Origin of the sequence: Albidovulum salinarum, from assembly GCF_025673475.1 — a bacterium.
GTDB classification, from domain to species: domain Bacteria; phylum Pseudomonadota; class Alphaproteobacteria; order Rhodobacterales; family Rhodobacteraceae; genus Albidovulum; species Albidovulum salinarum.
The window spans coordinates 136,201-151,867 of the sequence record NZ_JAOVQO010000002.1 but is presented as its reverse complement, the minus strand read 5'-3'; the positions used below and the strand labels follow the sequence as shown (position 1 = coordinate 151,867).

16 protein-coding genes are annotated in these 15,667 nt (G+C 66.4%); 13 read left to right on the top strand and 3 right to left on the bottom strand.

Features of this window, described 5'->3' with window-relative positions; translation table 11 throughout:
* Positions 1 to 7 precede the first annotated feature (7 nt).
* From OEZ60_RS02760 to OEZ60_RS02715, 10 genes are all read left to right on the top strand, one after another.
* Entirely contained in the window at positions 8 to 973 is a 966-nt protein-coding gene (locus tag OEZ60_RS02760) for a TDT family transporter (RefSeq protein WP_263332990.1), read from the top strand.
* Between the two features lie 98 nt (positions 974 to 1,071).
* Positions 1,072 to 2,520, top strand: a complete 1,449-nt coding sequence (gene guaB / locus OEZ60_RS02755; protein WP_263332988.1) for an IMP dehydrogenase — start codon at positions 1,072 to 1,074, stop codon at positions 2,518 to 2,520.
* A gap of 519 nt (positions 2,521 to 3,039) precedes the next feature.
* Positions 3,040 to 3,222 carry a hypothetical protein gene (locus tag OEZ60_RS02750; RefSeq protein ID WP_263332987.1) on the top strand — a complete coding sequence of 61 codons (183 nt, stop codon included), beginning with the start codon at positions 3,040 to 3,042 and terminating at the stop codon, positions 3,220 to 3,222.
* Positions 3,223 to 3,249: 27 nt separating this feature from the next.
* Positions 3,250 to 3,804 carry a cupredoxin domain-containing protein gene (locus OEZ60_RS02745; protein ID WP_263332985.1) on the top strand — a complete coding sequence of 185 codons (555 nt, stop codon included), beginning with the start codon at positions 3,250 to 3,252 and terminating at the stop codon, positions 3,802 to 3,804.
* A 13-nt stretch (positions 3,805 to 3,817) separates the two neighbouring features.
* Positions 3,818 to 5,548: a cbb3-type cytochrome c oxidase subunit I gene (locus OEZ60_RS02740; RefSeq protein WP_263332983.1), complete on the top strand. Its 1,731-nt coding sequence runs from the start codon at positions 3,818 to 3,820 to the stop codon at positions 5,546 to 5,548.
* Between the two features lie 28 nt (positions 5,549 to 5,576).
* Positions 5,577 to 6,458: a heme o synthase gene (gene cyoE, locus OEZ60_RS02735; RefSeq protein WP_263332981.1), complete on the top strand. Its 882-nt coding sequence runs from the start codon at positions 5,577 to 5,579 to the stop codon at positions 6,456 to 6,458.
* Positions 6,446 to 7,261: an SCO family protein gene (locus tag OEZ60_RS02730; RefSeq protein WP_263332979.1), complete on the top strand. Its 816-nt coding sequence runs from the start codon at positions 6,446 to 6,448 to the stop codon at positions 7,259 to 7,261. Before cyoE ends, OEZ60_RS02730 begins: the two co-directional genes overlap by 13 nt.
* Positions 7,261 to 8,838, top strand: a complete 1,578-nt coding sequence (locus tag OEZ60_RS02725; protein WP_263332977.1) for a cytochrome b N-terminal domain-containing protein — start codon at positions 7,261 to 7,263, stop codon at positions 8,836 to 8,838. The genes OEZ60_RS02730 and OEZ60_RS02725 overlap by 1 nt, the downstream gene beginning before the upstream one ends.
* Entirely contained in the window at positions 8,835 to 9,356 is a 522-nt protein-coding gene (locus tag OEZ60_RS02720) for a hypothetical protein (RefSeq protein WP_263332975.1), read from the top strand. Before OEZ60_RS02725 ends, OEZ60_RS02720 begins: the two co-directional genes overlap by 4 nt.
* A gap of 12 nt (positions 9,357 to 9,368) precedes the next feature.
* On the top strand, positions 9,369 to 9,773 hold the full coding sequence (locus tag OEZ60_RS02715; RefSeq protein WP_263332973.1) for a bacteriohemerythrin: 405 nt from the start codon (positions 9,369 to 9,371) through the stop codon (positions 9,771 to 9,773).
* A 27-nt stretch (positions 9,774 to 9,800) separates the two neighbouring features.
* Here the strand turns inward: OEZ60_RS02715 and xth are convergent, their stop codons facing one another.
* The gene (xth, locus tag OEZ60_RS02710) at positions 9,801 to 10,580 is read right to left on the bottom strand and encodes an exodeoxyribonuclease III (protein WP_263332971.1); all 780 of its coding nucleotides are present in this window, start codon (positions 10,578 to 10,580) and stop codon (positions 9,801 to 9,803) included.
* A 76-nt stretch (positions 10,581 to 10,656) separates the two neighbouring features.
* Positions 10,657 to 12,180, bottom strand: coding sequence for a choline-sulfatase (gene betC, locus OEZ60_RS02705; protein ID WP_263332969.1), 1,524 nt, complete (start codon positions 12,178 to 12,180; stop codon positions 10,657 to 10,659).
* Between the two features lie 194 nt (positions 12,181 to 12,374).
* Between betC and OEZ60_RS02700 the strand changes: the two genes are divergently transcribed.
* Positions 12,375 to 13,289: a LysR family transcriptional regulator gene (locus OEZ60_RS02700; RefSeq protein WP_263332967.1), complete on the top strand. Its 915-nt coding sequence runs from the start codon at positions 12,375 to 12,377 to the stop codon at positions 13,287 to 13,289.
* On the opposite strand, the gene OEZ60_RS02695 is transcribed toward OEZ60_RS02700, so the two are convergent.
* Positions 13,286 to 13,879 carry a sulfotransferase family protein gene (locus OEZ60_RS02695; RefSeq protein ID WP_263332965.1) on the bottom strand — a complete coding sequence of 198 codons (594 nt, stop codon included), beginning with the start codon at positions 13,877 to 13,879 and terminating at the stop codon, positions 13,286 to 13,288. The two genes, OEZ60_RS02700 and OEZ60_RS02695, sit on opposite strands and share 4 nt — an antisense overlap.
* Before the next feature lie 191 nt (positions 13,880 to 14,070).
* Between OEZ60_RS02695 and recA the strand changes: the two genes are divergently transcribed.
* Both recA and OEZ60_RS02685 read left to right on the top strand, forming a co-directional pair.
* Complete coding sequence (recA, locus tag OEZ60_RS02690) at positions 14,071 to 15,147, top strand: recombinase RecA (RefSeq protein WP_263332962.1); 1,077 nt, start codon at positions 14,071 to 14,073, stop codon at positions 15,145 to 15,147.
* A gap of 82 nt (positions 15,148 to 15,229) precedes the next feature.
* Positions 15,230 to 15,589, top strand: a complete 360-nt coding sequence (locus tag OEZ60_RS02685) for a nuclear transport factor 2 family protein (protein ID WP_263332961.1) — start codon at positions 15,230 to 15,232, stop codon at positions 15,587 to 15,589.
* Positions 15,590 to 15,667: the final 78 nt, after the last annotated feature.

Sequence of the window (15,667 nt, the reverse complement as noted above, 5' to 3'; positions counted from 1 at the left end):
GCAGATCATGGCATTCAAACCTCCGGCCCCGACGCCGCCGGGCTTGTTCCGGCGCATGCCTCCGGCAGTCTTTCCGGCGATCATGGGGCTTTTTGGCCTCGGCCTCGGCTGGCGGCGGGCCGCAGACAGCTTCGCGATTTCCGGCGGGGTCGGGGAAGCGATCCTCGGCGCGACGACGCTACTCTTCGTGTTCTCGTTCTTCGGCTACGGCGCCAAACTCGCGCGGCGCCCGCGCGTGATCGTCGAGGAGCTGCGCATTCTGCCCGGCCGCGCCGGCGTCGCCGCGGCGGTCCTGTGCTGGTATCTCCTGTCGATCACGTTCGCGCCCTATCATGCCGGCGCGGCCTACGGCGTCCTGATGGCGGGGTTCGGGTTGCACTGGATCCTAGTCGCCCTGCTGGTGCATCAATTCTTCACGAGCCCGCCCGAGCAGCGCCGGGTGACCCCGGTCTGGCATCTCACCTTCGTCGGGTTCATCGTCGGCGCGCTCGCCGCGACGGTGCTCGAGCTTTATGTTCTGGCGCTCGTGCTCTTCTTCGCCACAGCGCTCATCGCGGCGCTGATCTGGTCGGTCAGCTTCGAGCAGATCGTCAAGGACGGGGTGCCTTCGCCGCTCCGGCCGCTGCTGTCGATCCATCTCGCGCCGGTCGCGCTTCTGGGCCTGGTGGCCGAGGCGCTGGAGCTTCACGCCGTATCGCTGGGCTGCGCCGGGATCGCGGCGCTCATGCTCGCATGGTTCGTTGCCCGGGTCTTCTGGCTGACCGAGGCGGGTTTCTCCCCGCTCTGGGGTGCCTTCACCTTCCCGCTCGCGGCGACCGCCAACCTGTGGCTGGCCGTCGGCTGGTTCTGGCGGGTGCCGGGAGGCGTGCTACTCGTCGCAGCAACGCTCATCGTGCCGGCGATCGCGTTCCAGATGCTCCGGCTCTGGGCGCGCGGGCAACTCGCCATCAAGACCAACGCGGCGACGGCCTGAGCACGCGCGATGCCGGCTCGGCGGATTTAGGGCTTGCCATCCGGCCCCCCGCATGAAACAGGGGAGCGCCAAACGAAAGCTCCCCTACGAGGTTCCCCATGGAGATTCGCGAGGCTCTCACCTTCGATGACGTGCTTCTTGTTCCGGCGGCGTCGAGCGTTCTGCCCTCCGATGCGGACACTTCGACCCATGTGACCAAGTCGATCCGCATGAACATCCCGCTCCTGTCCTCCGCGATGGACACCGTGACCGAGGCGCGGATGGCGATCGCGATGGCCCAGGCCGGCGGCATTGGCGTCATTCACCGCAACCTCGGGATCGCGGAGCAGGCGGCCGAGGTGAGCCGCGTGAAGCGGTTCGAAAGCGGTGTCGTCTACAACCCGATCACGCTCAAGCCCGACCAGACGCTGGCCGATGCGAAGATGCTGCAGGAGCGTTACTCGGTGACCGGCTTTCCGGTGATCGACGACGCGGGCCGCGTCGTGGGCATCGTGACCAATCGCGACATGCGCTTCGCCTCGGACGACAACACCCCCGTCAAGGTGATGATGACCGCCGAGAACCTCGCGGTGCTGACCGAGCCCGCCGATCTCGAAGAGGCCAAGGGCCTGATGAAGGCGCGGCGGATCGAGAAGCTGCTGGTCACGGACGGGCAGGGCAAGCTGACCGGGCTCCTGACGCTCAAGGACACCGAGAAGGCGGTGCTCAATCCCCATGCCTGCAAGGACGATCTCGGCCGTTTGCGGGTCGCCGCCGCCTCGACGGTGGGCGATGCCGGGTTCGAACGGTCGCAGGCGCTGATCGACGCGGGCGTCGACATGGTGGTGATCGACACCGCGCATGGCCACAGCGAGGGCGTCGCGAAGGCGGTGGAGCGGATCAAGGCGCTGTCGAACGCGGTCCAGGTCGTGGCGGGCAACGTCGCTACCGCCGAAGCCACCCGGGCGCTGATCGCTGCCGGGGCGGATGCGGTCAAGGTCGGGATCGGACCGGGCTCGATCTGCACGACGCGGATCGTCGCGGGCGTCGGCGTGCCGCAACTCACCGCGATCATGGATGCGGCCGGCGCGGCCGGGGACATCCCGGTGATCGCCGACGGCGGCATCAAGTATTCCGGCGATTTCGCCAAGGCGATCGCGGCGGGCGCCTCCTGCACCATGGTGGGTTCGGCCATCGCCGGCACCGACGAGAGCCCCGGCGAGGTCATCCTCTACCAGGGCCGCAGCTTCAAGAGCTATCGCGGCATGGGTTCGCTCGGCGCGATGGCGCGCGGCTCGGCCGACCGCTACTTCCAGAAGGATGCGGCGTCGGACAAGCTCGTGCCCGAGGGGATCGAAGGCCAGGTGCCCTACAAGGGGTCCGCGGCCGCCGTCGTCCACCAGCTCGTCGGAGGCCTGCGCGCGGCGATGGGCTACACCGGCAACCGCACCGTGGCCGAGATGCGCAAGAATTGCCGTTTCGTTCGGATCACGGGGGCAGGGCTCAAGGAGAGCCATGTCCACGACGTGCAGATCACGCGAGAGAGCCCGAACTACCGGCTCGGATAATCGCTTGGCACCGCGAGGGTAGCGGCGGCCGTCATGAGGCCGCCGCCCGCAGGCGTTGGCGCGGGCAACGGATGCAGGCGGCGCGTGGCCGGTCTGTTCGAAAGTCCTGCCGGAGCGTCGAAAGCCGTGCAATTTCAGTACATTGAGCCCGAACGTCTGGCACGGTCCAAGCCCTGAACGGCCGAGCGTTTCCAGACCATATTGGCCGCAGGCGCGTATCCCCTAGCCCCAGTGGCGGAAGATAGTCCCGAGTCCGAACCTTTTGGTCCTTGATATAAGTCAAGCCGCGGAAGGCACATTTGTGTGAGCATCCTATCTCAGGATGCGCCTTTCCGGCGAAGCCTGCCGCTCACTCGGACCCCGCGCGGAAAGCTGGCGCGACGGCCCGGTTGCCGGGGCAGATTCCGCATGACGGGCGCCGAAGTGGCGAAAGGGCATGAGATCGGGGCATAGCCTCGGAACTCTCCGAGGCACGCGATCGCAGACATACCCCTTTCGCACAGAGCGGGAGGAGCCAGAATGACCGAGCGAAAGGCCGACAAGGGCAAGGTAGGTGGCGAAGGGCCGCCCGAGCGCGTTCCCTTCATGCAGCAGGTTCTCGACAATCCGTTCCTGCTGCTCTTCCTCGGGATCACCGTGCCGGCGGTGCTCTACACGATCTGGGGCGTCATGGAGATCGCCTCGATTCCGGTCTTCGAGTGACCCTGTCGCTGTAGGAAGGGCGCAACCATGGCCATCACACCCCCGTCAAACCGCCTCTGGTGGAAGGAACCGATCCACGGAATCGAGCTCGGCTGGATCGTCATCGCTTTCCTCTGGGGCCTGTTCATGTTCTTCTTCATGATCGCCTGGCATTTCATCGGCGAACAGAACCTCTCGACCGAGACCTACAAGGTCAAGCCCGAGCGCTACCAGGAAAGGGTCGAGGCCTTCGCCGCCGAGTTCCAGGCGCAGGATGCCGACGGCCAGCCGCTCGAGGAGAACGGCGTGCCGGTGGTGCGGCCGCCCGTGGGCGGCGACGCCTATATCCTCGCCCGGCTCTGGGAGTTCTGGCCGATCCTCGAACTGAAGAAGGGCGAGAGCTACCGGATTCACCTGTCCTCGGCCGATTGGCAGCACGGCTTCTCGCTGCAGCCCACGAACATCAACATCTCGGTCCATCCGGGCTACGAGCATGTCGTGACGCTGACGCCGACCGGAACGGGCGACTTCGGCATCGTCTGCAACGAATTCTGCGGCGTCGGGCATCACACGATGACCGGGCGCATCCGCGTCGTCGAGTGAGGGAGGAAGGACGATGACAAGCATTGATCATGGTGCGGCTCCCGTCTCCGGCGCCGGGGCGCGCTATCGCGTCTGCCGCTTCACCGGACTGAAGGTCGATTCCAGCGCCGAGGCGCTGATCAAGGTCAACGCCGTCGCGGCGGTGCTGTTCCTCGCGCTCGGCGGGCTGATGGGGCTTCTCGTGGCGCTGACGCGCTGGCCCGCGGTTCAGCTTCTCGATGCGGAGCTGTTCTATCTCGTGCTCACCGGGCACGGGGCGAACGTGCTCCTGTTCTGGATCATCTTCTTCGAGATCGCGGTGCTCTATTTCGCCTCCTCGGTGATCCTCGGCAGCCGCCTTGCGACGCCGTGGTTGGCCTGGCTCGGCTTCCTCTTGATGGTCGCGGGCGCGGTGATGGCGAACTACGCGGTGCTGAGGGGCGATTCCTCGGTGATGTTCACCTCGTATCCGCCGATGCAGGCCTCGCACTGGTTCTACCTCTCGCTGATCGTCTTCGCGGTGGGAGCGCTCGTTTCGGTGATGGTCTTCTTCGGCACGCTCGTCGTGGCGAAGGCCGAGAACACCTATGACGGTTCGGTGCCGCTCGTCACCTTCGGGGCGATCACGGCGGGGATCATCGCGGTCTTCACGCTCGCCTCGGGCGCGGTGATCCTGATCCCGACCTGGCTCTGGTCGCTCGGTTTGATCTCCAACATCGACTCGCTGATGTACAAGGTCGTCTGGTGGGGCATGGGCCATTCGAGCCAGCAGATCAACGTCTCGGCCCATGTCGCGATCTGGTACGCGATCGGCGCGATGGTGCTCGGCGCCAAGCCGCTGTCGGAAAAGGTCAGCCGCACGGCGTTCCTGATGTACATCCTGTTCCTGCAGCTCGCCTCGGCGCATCACCTCCTCGCCGAGCCGGGCATGAGCTCGACCTGGAAGATCGTGAACACCTCCTACATGATGTATCTCGCGGTCATGGGCTCGATGATCCACGGGCTGACGGTGCCCGGCGCGATCGAGGCGGCGCAGCGCCGCAACGGCTTCACCCGCGGCGCGTTCGAATGGCTGACCAAGGCGCCCTGGGGCAACCCGGCCTTCTCCGGCATGTTCCTTTCGCTCGTGATGTTCGGCTTCATCGGTGGCATCTCGGGCGTCGTGCTCGGGACCGAGCAGCTGAACGTGCTGATGCACAACACGATCTACGTTCCGGGCCATTTCCACGGCACGGTCGTCGCCGGCACGACGCTCGCCTTCATGGCGATGACCTACCTCGTGGTGCCGTTGATCTTCCAGCGCGACATCGTCTGGCCGACGCTGGCCAAATGGCAGCCGTTCCTCTTCGGCATCGGCGCGGGCGGGATCTCGCTCTTCATGATGGGGGCGGGCACGCTCGGCGTGGCGCGGCGGCATTGGGACATCTCGCTCACCGACGCGGCGCATGCGTTCGAGTATCCGGCCGCGGCCTATCTGATGATGGGGCTCAACGGGATCTTCGCCATCCTCGCGGCGATCGGCGGGGTTGTGTTCATCCTCGTCGTTGTCGCCTCGATCCTGATCGGGCCGAAGCTCGAGGGTCCGGGCGCGAAGATGCGCTTCCCGCTCCATGACCAGAGCCGCGAGGCGGTGGCGGAATACGGCAGCCACGGCACGCTGAAACTGCCGGGCACGATCATCCTAGTAGGCATCTTCTTCGCCTGCTTCGTGCTCTACTACTTCGTGAACTGGAAGTACCTGTCGGAACTCTGGCTTTTCCGTTGACCCCTTCCATCCGATGCGGAGCCTGCCCATGACCGCCGCCCTGACGATGACCGCCTCGATCCTGAAGCTCCGGATCGGCTCCTTCGTGGCCCTCGCCGCCCTGGTCGGCATCGTTACGGGCGGCGGCGAAATGGGCTGGGCCGAGGCCCTGGTCTTCACCCTCGCAGTACTTGGGGCCTCCGGCGCGGCGGGGGCCTTCAACCACTATTTCGAGCGCGAGAGCGACCGGCTGATGGCGCGCACGGCGATGCGGCCCTTCGCCAGCGGGAAGCTGAAGCCGGGCGCGATCTGGCCCTTGACCTTCACCGCGCTCCTCGCCGCCTCGCTGGTGATGGGCTGGTCGGTGGGCGGCACGCTCGCCGCCGTCCTCGTCTTCTGCGGCGCCTTCACCTACGGCGTCGTCTACACGCTCTGGCTGAAGCGCCGCACTGTCTGGAACGTCGTGATCGGCGGTGCGGCGGGCAGCTTCGCGCTCCTCGCAGGGGCCGCGGCGGCGGCACCCGAATTCGGCCCGACGCTGGCGCCGGTGCCGGTCCTCCTGTCGGCGATGCTCTTTCTCTGGACGCCGCCGCATTTCTGGGCGCTCGCCGCCGCAAAAGGTGCCGATTACGAACGCGCGGGCATCCCGATGCTGCCCGTCGTCACCGGGCCGGAGGTCTGGGGGCCGGTGATCTTCAGCCATGTCCTCGTCCTCGTCCTGATCTCGTTCGGGCCTCTGCTATATGGGCTCGGGCCGCTCTACGGTCTCTGCGCCGCCCTCGGCGGAGCGATGTTCCTCCGTGCAAGCTGGCGGCTCCTGCGCGCGCCAGAGCGCCGCAACGCGATGGCGACCTTCCGCGCCTCGCTCTTCCATTTCGCGCTGGTCTCGGCCGGCGTGCTGCTCGACGGGGCCGCAAGATGGGTCTCCTGAAGGCATTGGCGGTCATCCTCGCCGGACTCGCGGCGTCGCCCGCCGTGGCGGAGAAGCTCGACGCGGAAATCGCCTACGAGACGAGCCAGGCGGCGATCGGCAACGCGACGAGTGACCACGTCCTGACCGACCATCGCGGCCGGACGCTCACGCTCGCGGAGTTGCGCGGCAAGCCGCTCCTCGTTTCGCTGATTTTCACCAGCTGCGCCACGGTCTGCCCGATCACCGCCGACCACCTGCGCGAGTCCGTCCTCAAGGCGCAGCAGGCGCTCGGCAACGACGCCTTCAACATCCTCACCTTCGGCTTCGATGCCAGCGGAGACCGGCCGGCGCAGCTCGCGGGCTTTGCCGGCACCCACCGGCTGGTCGAGGTGACGAACTGGCAGATCGCCAGCGCCGACCCGGCAACGACCGAGGCCCTGCTCACGGAACTCGGCTTTTCCTTCCGCGCCGGGGCGGGCGGGTTCGAGCATGTGACCCAGACGAGCCTCCTAGATGCCGAGGGCCGGGTCTACCGGCAGATGTACGGCGAGGCCTTCCCGCTGCCGGTGCTCCTTGAACCCCTGAAGGAACTGGTGCTCGGCATCAGGACGACGGCGATCACGGCCGAGGGGCTCTGGGACCGGATCTCGTTCCTCTGCACGGTCTACAACCCGCTGACGGGCGCCTACCGTTTCGACTACGGCATCTTCTTCGGCATCTTCTTCGGGGCGCTCTCGCTGGTGCTGACCGGGATCGTGATCTTCCGGCTCTGGCTCGAACGCCGTCGGGCGCTGAAACGGGCCGAGCGCGGGGCGATCTGATGCGCGACATCCTGAGGCGCGGATTCGACCGGGTCGAACGCGGGCTCGACCGGCTGTTCGGGCCGGACTGGAACCCGCTCGCCCAGCTCGGCCCGCTCGGCTGGCTCCTGTTCTGGCTGGTGGCGGGGACCGGAATCTACCTCTTCATCTTCTTCGACACCGGCGTCACCGCTGCCTATGGCTCGGTCGAATGGCTGAGCCGCGACCACTGGTGGCATGCCGGGCTCGCCCGGAGCGTGCACCGCTACGCCTCGGATCTGATGGTGCTGGTGATGTTCGTCCATCTCGTGCGCGAATGGGCGATGGACCGCTACCGGGGGCGGCGCTGGTTCTCCTGGATCACCGGCGTGCCGATCATCTGGTTCGTCTATCTCTCCGGCATCACCGGCTACTGGCTGGTCTGGGACGAGCTGGCGCAATACGTCGCGCTGACCACGACCGAGCTTCTCGACAGCCTCGGCATCTTCGCCGAGCCGATCGCGCGCAACTTCCTCGCGCCGGATACGCTTTCGGGCCGGTTCTTCACGCTGATGGTGTTCCTCCACATCGCGATCCCGCTCCTCCTGCTTCTTCTGATGTGGATCCACATCCAGCGCATCACCGAAGCGCGGACGAACCCGCCGCGCGGTCTTGGTCTCATTACGGTGGTCGCGCTTGTCGCGACCTCGCTCGCGCTGCCGGCCAATCTCGACGGGCCCGCCGACCTGGCGAAGGTACCGCAGCAGGTTGGGCTCGACTGGTTCCTCCTGTCGCTCTACCCGGTGATCGAGAGCGTGCCGCCCGGCGTGATCTGGGCCGGAACCGTGGTCTTCACCCTGCTTCTCATTGGCCTGCCCTGGCTGCCGCCGCGCCGCGAGGCTGCCGCCGCTAAGGTGTTCCTCGAGTTCTGCAACGGCTGCACGCGCTGCGTCGAGGACTGCCCCTATGCCGCGATCACGTTGGTGCCGCGCACGGACGGGCTGCCCTTCAGCCACGAGGTCGAGGTCAATGCCGACCGCTGCGTCGCCTGCGGCATCTGCATGGGCGCCTGTCCGTCCTCCTCGCCGTTCCGACGCTCGGGCGAGCTGATCACCGGGATCGACCTGCCCGGACGGCCGCTAACCGACCTTCGCGCCGAGGTGATCGCTGCGGCGCGCGGACTGACCGGGCCGGGGCGGGTGATGACGCTCTCCTGCGCGCACTCCGCCGGACGCGAAGCGGCGCCCGGCCGCGTCATCCTGCCTTGCGTCGCGATGGCGCCGCCCTCGCTTCTGGATTTCATCATCAGCCGCGGCCTTGCCGACGGCGTCGCTGTCGCCGGATGCGCCGAGCGCGACTGCTACAACCGGGTCGGCGGCGCCTGGACCCGTGACCGCTTCGCCCGCACCCGCGATCCGCAACTCCGTCGGCGCGTGCCGCGCGAGCGGATCCTCACGGTCTGGGCCGGGCCGAGCGAGACGACGCGGCTCGCCGCCGAACTGAAAGGCTTCTCGGACCAGCTCGCGGCGATGCCGCCTTACGAGAATGTCCGGCCACTCGAGGAAACCGAGCCTGCCGAAGCCAATGGCACCGCAAGGCGGGCAAGGAGCGCGCCATGAGCCGGCCGGGCATCGACTGGGGCCGGCGCTGGCCGCATCTCGCACTGGGCGGGGCGCTGACCCTGGCGCTCTTTCTCGGTGTCGCCATGCTGTCTGCGCGGCCCATGTGGCAGAGCGTGGCCGGGGACATGGCACTTCTCCGGCTCAGCTTCGCCCATAGCGGCGTGCGCGACTGCCGCGACCGCACCGCCGAGGAGCTGGCGAAGCTTCCGGCCAACATGCGCACGCCGCAGGTCTGCGAGCGCCGCCGGGCGCCGGTGCGGGTCGAGCTCGATCTCGACGGAGAACTGGCCTTCGCCGCCGACCTGTCGCCGAGCGGGCTCTCGGGTTCGGGCCCGTCACGGGTCTATCACCGCTTCCTCGTACCGGCCGGCAGCTACCGCGTCGCGGTCCGGATGCGCGACGACCCGGCGGAGGCAGGCTTCACCCAGGAGGCGGCGTTCGATATCGTGGTGGCGCCGGCCGAAAGCGTCGCGATCGACTTCGACGCGACCACCGGCCGGTTCTACCTGCACTGAGGGGAGGGCACGATGGCCCCGATCGCATGGAAACCCGAATACAGCGTCGGCGACCCGGCGGTCGACCACGAGCATCAGGAACTGGTGGAACTGGTCAACAGCGCCGCCGCGGCGATCCTCGACGGCCGGCCCGACGCCGATATCGACCGCAGCTTCGGCGATCTCTTCCGGGCGATCTCGGCGCATTTCGCGCATGAGGAAAAGCAGATGCGGCGCGCCGAATACGACCAGTACCCGCCGCACAAGGCCGATCACGAGCGGCTGCTCGACGCGCTGCGCGACATCATGGACGACGCGCAGGACGACGCCGAGACAGCGGCGGAGCGTCTGACCGCGGCGCTCGAAGCCTGGTTCGTCGAGCATTTCCGGACCCACGACGCACGGCTGCACCGAAAGCTCGGGCCGCACGATCACTGACGGTCGCTCCGTGCGCCGTGCGGCGGCTCAGGCGCCGAGTTCGATCCAGACCGGAACGTGGTCGGAGGGCTTGTCGCCGCCGCGCACCGCCTTGTCGATCCCGGCGTCACTGAGAAGGTCGGCGGCCTGCGGGCTGAGCAAGAGGTGATCGATGCGGATGCCGTTGTTCTTCGCCCAGGCGCCGGCCTGGTAGTCCCAGAACGAGTAATGCCCGGGCCGCGGCTCGCGGGTGCGGAACGCCTCGGTATAGCCGAGATTGAGGATCCGCCGGAACGCGGCGCGGCTATCGGGCAGGAAGAGCGCGTCCTCGACCCAGGCCGCGGGCTTCGCGGCATCCTCGGATTGGGGAATGATGTTGTAGTCGCCCGCCATGACCACCGGCATCTCCTCGGCCAGAAGCTCGGCAGCACGTTCCTTCATCCGCGCCATCCAGGCGAGCTTGTAATCGTATTTCGGCCCCGGCGCGGGGTTGCCGTTCGGCAGGTAGAGCCCGCAGAGCCGCACCGCCGTCTTGCCGACCACCGTCGCCTCGATCCAGCGCGCCTGCTCGTCCGCATCGTCGCCGGGCAGGCCGCGCGTCACGTCCTCCAGAGGCATCTTCGACAGGATCGCCACACCGTTGAAGCTCTTCTGGCCGTGGGTCTCGACGAAATATCCTCGATCCTCGAAAAGCTCGCGCGGGAACGCCTCGTCGACCGACTTGATCTCCTGCAGGAGCACGATGTCGGGCGACGCCTCGTCGAGCCAGGCGGGCAGGGCCTCCGCCCGCGCCTTGATGCCGTTGATGTTGAAGGTCGCGATCTTCATGCCTGCCCCCGGATGCGGTTCCGGGGGCGATCATCCACGGCTTTCACCCCCGCCGCAACCCGATGGCGGGGTGGCGTCACTCGCCGCGCGGGAAACGTTTCGAGTCCTCCAGCACGTTGAGGTCCATGTGGTTGCGCATGTAGCGCTCCGAGGCTTTCTGCAGCGGCTGATAGTCCCAGGGGAAGTAGTCGCCGTTGCGGAGCGCTTCGTAGACCACCCAGCGGCGCGCCTGGCTTTGCCGCACCTCGGCGTCGAACCGGGCGAGATCCCAGCGCGCCTCGGACTTAGCCTTCAGCGCGGCGAGCGTGTCGGCATGGGCCGGGTCGTCGGCGAGGTTCGTCAGCTCGTGCGGATCGGCCTCGAGGTCGAAGAGCTGGTCGGGGTCGAGCGCGCAGCGGTTGTACTTCCAGCGCCCTTCACGCAGCGACACGAGCGGCGCATAGGAGGCCTCGGCGGCGTATTCCATCATCACCGGCGCGGTGCGCTCGGTGCCCTTCGCGGTCGGCACGAGGCTCATCCCGTCGGTCCAGGGCATGACTTCGTCCAGCGAGACCCCGGCGAGGTCGCACAGCGTCGGCGTGACGTCGAGGGTCGAGACGGCCGTATCGATGCGCTGCGGATCGAGGCCGGGGGCGGCGATCATCAGCGGCACCCGCGAAGAGCCATCGTAGAAGTTCATCTTGAACCAGAGCCCCCGCTCGCCGAGCATGTCGCCGTGGTCGGAGACGAAGAGGATCGCCGCCTCCTGCCGCGTCGTCTCCAGCGCCTCGAGGATGCCGCCGATCTTGTCGTCGATGTACGAGATGTTGGCGAAATAGGCGCGGCGGGAACGGCGGATGTCCTCCTCGGTGATGTTGAAGTTGCGCCAGTCGTTGGCGTCGAAGATGCGCTTCGCGTGAGGGTCGTGATCGGCATACTCCATCGCCGGAATCTCGGGCAGGAGATGCTCGCAGTCCTCGTAGAGATCCCAGTACTTCTTCCGCGCGACGTAAGGGTCATGCGGATGGGTGAAGCTGACGGTCAGGCACCAAGGCCGGTCATCGAGCCCCCGCGCGAGGTCATAGACCTTGCGCGTCGCGTTGTAGGCGACCTCGTCATCGTATTCCATCTGGTTGGAGATCTCGGCCACGCCGGCGCCCGTGACGGAGCCCATGTTGTGATACCACCAGTCGATCCGCTCACCGGGCTTGCGGTAGTCCGGCGTCCAGCCGAAATCGGCGGGGTAGATGTCGGTCGTCAGCCGCTCCTCGAAGCCGTGGAGCTGGTCGGGCCCGACGAAATGCATCTTGCCCGAAAGGCAGGTCTGGTAGCCCGCGCGGCGCAGGTGATGGGCAAAGGTCGGGATGTCGGAGGCGAACTCGGCCGCGTTGTCGTAGACTTGCGTGCGCGACGGCAGCTGGCCCGACATGAACGAGGCGCGGCCTGGCGCGCAGAGGGGCGAGGCGGTGTAGGCGTTGCGGAACCGCACCGAACGCGCGGCGAGGCGCCTGAGGTTCGGCGCATGCAGCCACTCGGCCGGGCCGTCGGGGAAGAGCGTGCCGTTGAGCTGGTCCACCATGAGGATCAGGATGTTCGGTTTGTCTTGCGAGGTGCTGCTCACGTCTTGCTCCTTGGATTCTGGCGTGCCCGCGCCAACTTACTATGAACGCGGGACCGGTCGCACGGCCTGGCACCGACGGATCGGGATCGGCCACTGTGAAGCGCCGGGTTTGCCTTCGCGGTAGTTCGCATATTTTAAATAGCACATCATACGAGAATATGCGTTCCTGCGGCGTAAAACAGCGACACCTGCTAATGACAGACTTTCACAACGCTTATGCCATGTTCGGCCGCTACAGCTCGGACCTGTGCCTGTTCGTCCTGGCCGCCGAGCTTGGGAAATTCTCTGCGGCCGCCGAGGCGGCGGGCCTTACACAGCCGCGGCTGAGCCAGCGGATGAAGAGCCTTGAGGAAGGTCTCGGCGTTCAGCTCTTCGAACGCGGCAGGCGTGGCATACAGCTCACGCGGAGAGGGCAGGATCTCTATCAGGCCGTGGCGCCGGGTGTCGCGCTGGCCACCGCGGGGCTGTCGGCCTTCCGGACCCGACCGCCGACGGCCGAGGTCCTGATCTCGGTGGATTTCGCCTTCGCGACCTTCCGCCTTCTGCCGCGCATGCCCGAGCTTCGGGAGGCGTTTGCGGCCCTCAACATCTCTGTCCTTGCCTCGCAATTGCCGGCCCCGGCCGACGCGTCCCTCGCGGATATCTCCATCCGCATGGGCGAGCTGAGAGAACGGCGGCCCGGTGAGGTTTGCCTGATGGAGGAACGAGTGTCGGCCGTCTGCAGTCCGGCGTATCTGAAGGGGTCGGGCTCGACGCTCAGGCCTTCGGACCTCCTGCACGAGGCGCTTGTCGATCTGGCCTCGCCACCCGGCGCGCCGTGGATGAGTTGGACGGAGTGGCTTGCGCGGTTCGGCCTGCAACATCATCGAACGGCGGTGCGATCGACATTCAACAGCTATGATCTCGTCGTCCGCTCGGCTGAAGCCGGGCTTGGAATAGCACTCGGGTGGCATGGGCTCATCGACGACCGGCTGAAGGCGGGGTCGTTGGTGCTGGCGGTTCCGGAACAGGTCGAAAGCAGGAGGGGTTACCTGATCGGCGTCGATCCTGTTCGTGCTACGAAGGATGCCCGCGCCGTGTACGACTGGATCATCGCGGCGATGACCTAATCCTTGAGCGAGTTGTAGAGCGAAAAGTCGCGCTGTAGCTCCTCACGCAGCCGAGTTTCGAGTCCGCCGTCGAGCTCAAGCGATCCGGGAGGCGATACCATGAGCCGGGGCAAGTTGATCTCGCAGTCAAGCCGCTCCTCGAGGAACCCGACAAAGCCCGGCATGTCGTCGTAGCGGAATATCTGGTCGACGCCGGGTCCCTTGTCGGGAACGAGGAACCGGCTCTGGCGCCCCACCTTCGCGAATTCGGGCTGCGGATCGCTCAGATAGGCTTCGATGAACTGGTTGAAGCTCATCCCGGCGGTGCTGCGTTCGGGGCGCGGCCCGTCATCCCGCTGGCGGTAGCGATACCAGCTTCCGAGCCAGTCGAGCGGTTCGCGCATCACGGCGACGACCTGGAAATCCTCATCCGCCGCGAGTTGAAGATAGGGCGCAAGGAAGCGCCAGTAGCGATGGGCCGAGGTATGCTTGAGCTCCGGCGGGCGCTGGATCACGACGCTCGCCAGCGATTCGAGCGCCGCCTCGATCGCGGTGCTGCCGGTTTTCGGCGTCGCGAGATAGACCAGCCTTTGCTTCCAGAAAACAAGCATCACGCCTCCCGTGTCCGTGCCGCAAAAAAAACACGGCGCCGTTAAGTAATCCTTTACCCGGAGAAGAAAAAGTCGATTTGACGAAAATCGTGTTGAAATGTTCTCTTTTTGATCTCATAAACATGAGAACATGACAAGAACACGAGCAGCGATTGCCGCCCTTAGCCGGGTGTGAAATAAGGAAGCGACCGATGGCAGTGACGAACCTTTTCGACATGAACGACAAGCGCTCCGCAGACAAACAGAAAGCCCTCGATTCGGCCCTCGCGCAGATCGAGCGGCAGTTCGGCAAGGGTTCGATCATGCGCCTTGGCGCGGACAACCCGGTGATGGAGATCGAGGCGACCTCGACGGGCTCGCTCGGGCTCGACATCGCGCTCGGGATCGGCGGCCTGCCGAAGGGCCGGATCGTCGAGATCTACGGGCCGGAAAGCTCAGGGAAAACCACGCTCACGCTCCATGTCGTGGCCGAGGAGCAGAAGAAGGGCGGGGTCTGCGCCTTCGTCGACGCGGAACACGCGCTCGACCCGCAATATGCGAAGAAACTCGGCGTCAATCTCGACGAATTGCTGATCTCGCAGCCCGATACCGGCGAGCAGGCGCTGGAGATCGTCGACACGCTGGTGCGCTCGGGCGCGGTCAGCCTCGTCGTCGTCGACTCGGTCGCGGCGCTGACGCCGAAATCGGAGCTTGAGGGCGACATGGGCGACAGCAATGTCGGCGTTCATGCCCGGCTCATGAGCCAGGCGATGCGCAAGCTGACCTCCTCGATCAGCCGCTCGAACTGCATGGTGATCTTCATCAACCAGATCCGCATGAAGATCGGCGTCATGTTCGGCTCGCCGGAGACGACGACCGGCGGCAACGCGCTGAAATTCTACGCCTCGGTGCGGCTCGACATCCGCCGCATCGGCTCGATAAAGGATCGCGACGAGGTCGTCGGCAACACGACCCGCGTCAAGGTCGTCAAGAACAAGGTGGCGCCGCCGTTCAAGCAGGTCGAGTTCGACATCATGTATGGCGAGGGCATCTCCAAGACCGGCGAGCTCATCGACCTCGGCGTCAAGGCCGGCGTCGTGGAGAAGTCCGGCGCCTGGTATTCCTTCGGTGACGAGCGTATCGGCCAGGGCCGCGAGAACGCCAAGCAGTTCCTGAGGGACAACCCCGACATGGCCTGGCAGATCGAGGACAAGATCCGGGCGAGCCACGGGCTCGACTTCGGGGCCTCGGATGACGACGCCTCGGCAGAGGATGTGATGGAGAGCTGAGAGCGGTTTGGAGATCGCTCCCCTTCATGCGAGGATCGAACGCGGCCCCAAGGGGCCGCGTTTCGCATTTGGGGGAGAGCTTATGGATCATTTCGAGGATATTCGCCGCACCGTCGCCACCTATGTCGAGGGGATGGCGCGCGGGGACCGCGCGGCGCTTGCGCGTGTCTTCCATCCGAAGGCGGCCTCGATCGGCCATTTCGGCGGCGGGCTCGAATGGGATGGCGTCGAGAAGTTCATCGCCTCCTGCGAGGCCGAGGCGATCCCGGCCGATGCACCGGTGCCGCCGCATGAGATCGAGTCGATCGCGGTGGCCGGCGATACGGCGTTGGTACGGGTGGTCAATGTCTGGGCGGGGCTCGATTTCCGCGACACGCTGAACCTGCTTTACCACGAGGGCCGCTGGCAGATCGTCGCGAAGGTCTTCCTGCACCTGACGTGACGGCAATGCTGCGCCGCAGGAATATGGACATGGACCCCGACAAGGGCTAACACGCCAAGGCTGATCCCTTCCGCCCCG

Excerpts from the sequence above, each read along its gene's own strand:
- recA (WP_263332962.1), top strand. The coding sequence starts at position 14,071 with ATGGCAGTGACGAACCTTTTCGACATGAACGACAAGCGCTCCGCAGAC.
- OEZ60_RS02685 (WP_263332961.1), top strand. The coding sequence starts at position 15,230 with ATGGATCATTTCGAGGATATTCGCCGCACCGTCGCCACCTATGTCGAG.
- OEZ60_RS02715 (WP_263332973.1), top strand. The coding sequence starts at position 9,369 with ATGGCCCCGATCGCATGGAAACCCGAATACAGCGTCGGCGACCCGGCG.
- OEZ60_RS02760 (WP_263332990.1), top strand. The coding sequence starts at position 8 with ATGGCATTCAAACCTCCGGCCCCGACGCCGCCGGGCTTGTTCCGGCGC.
- OEZ60_RS02695 (WP_263332965.1), bottom strand. The coding sequence starts at position 13,879 with ATGCTTGTTTTCTGGAAGCAAAGGCTGGTCTATCTCGCGACGCCGAAA.
- OEZ60_RS02730 (WP_263332979.1), top strand. The coding sequence starts at position 6,446 with ATGGGTCTCCTGAAGGCATTGGCGGTCATCCTCGCCGGACTCGCGGCG.
- OEZ60_RS02740 (WP_263332983.1), top strand. The coding sequence starts at position 3,818 with ATGACAAGCATTGATCATGGTGCGGCTCCCGTCTCCGGCGCCGGGGCG.
- OEZ60_RS02700 (WP_263332967.1), top strand. The coding sequence starts at position 12,375 with ATGACAGACTTTCACAACGCTTATGCCATGTTCGGCCGCTACAGCTCG.
- xth (WP_263332971.1), bottom strand. The coding sequence starts at position 10,580 with ATGAAGATCGCGACCTTCAACATCAACGGCATCAAGGCGCGGGCGGAG.
- guaB (WP_263332988.1), top strand. The coding sequence starts at position 1,072 with ATGGAGATTCGCGAGGCTCTCACCTTCGATGACGTGCTTCTTGTTCCG.
- cyoE (WP_263332981.1), top strand. The coding sequence starts at position 5,577 with ATGACCGCCGCCCTGACGATGACCGCCTCGATCCTGAAGCTCCGGATC.
- OEZ60_RS02750 (WP_263332987.1), top strand. The coding sequence starts at position 3,040 with ATGACCGAGCGAAAGGCCGACAAGGGCAAGGTAGGTGGCGAAGGGCCG.
- OEZ60_RS02745 (WP_263332985.1), top strand. The coding sequence starts at position 3,250 with ATGGCCATCACACCCCCGTCAAACCGCCTCTGGTGGAAGGAACCGATC.
- OEZ60_RS02725 (WP_263332977.1), top strand. The coding sequence starts at position 7,261 with ATGCGCGACATCCTGAGGCGCGGATTCGACCGGGTCGAACGCGGGCTC.
- OEZ60_RS02720 (WP_263332975.1), top strand. The coding sequence starts at position 8,835 with ATGAGCCGGCCGGGCATCGACTGGGGCCGGCGCTGGCCGCATCTCGCA.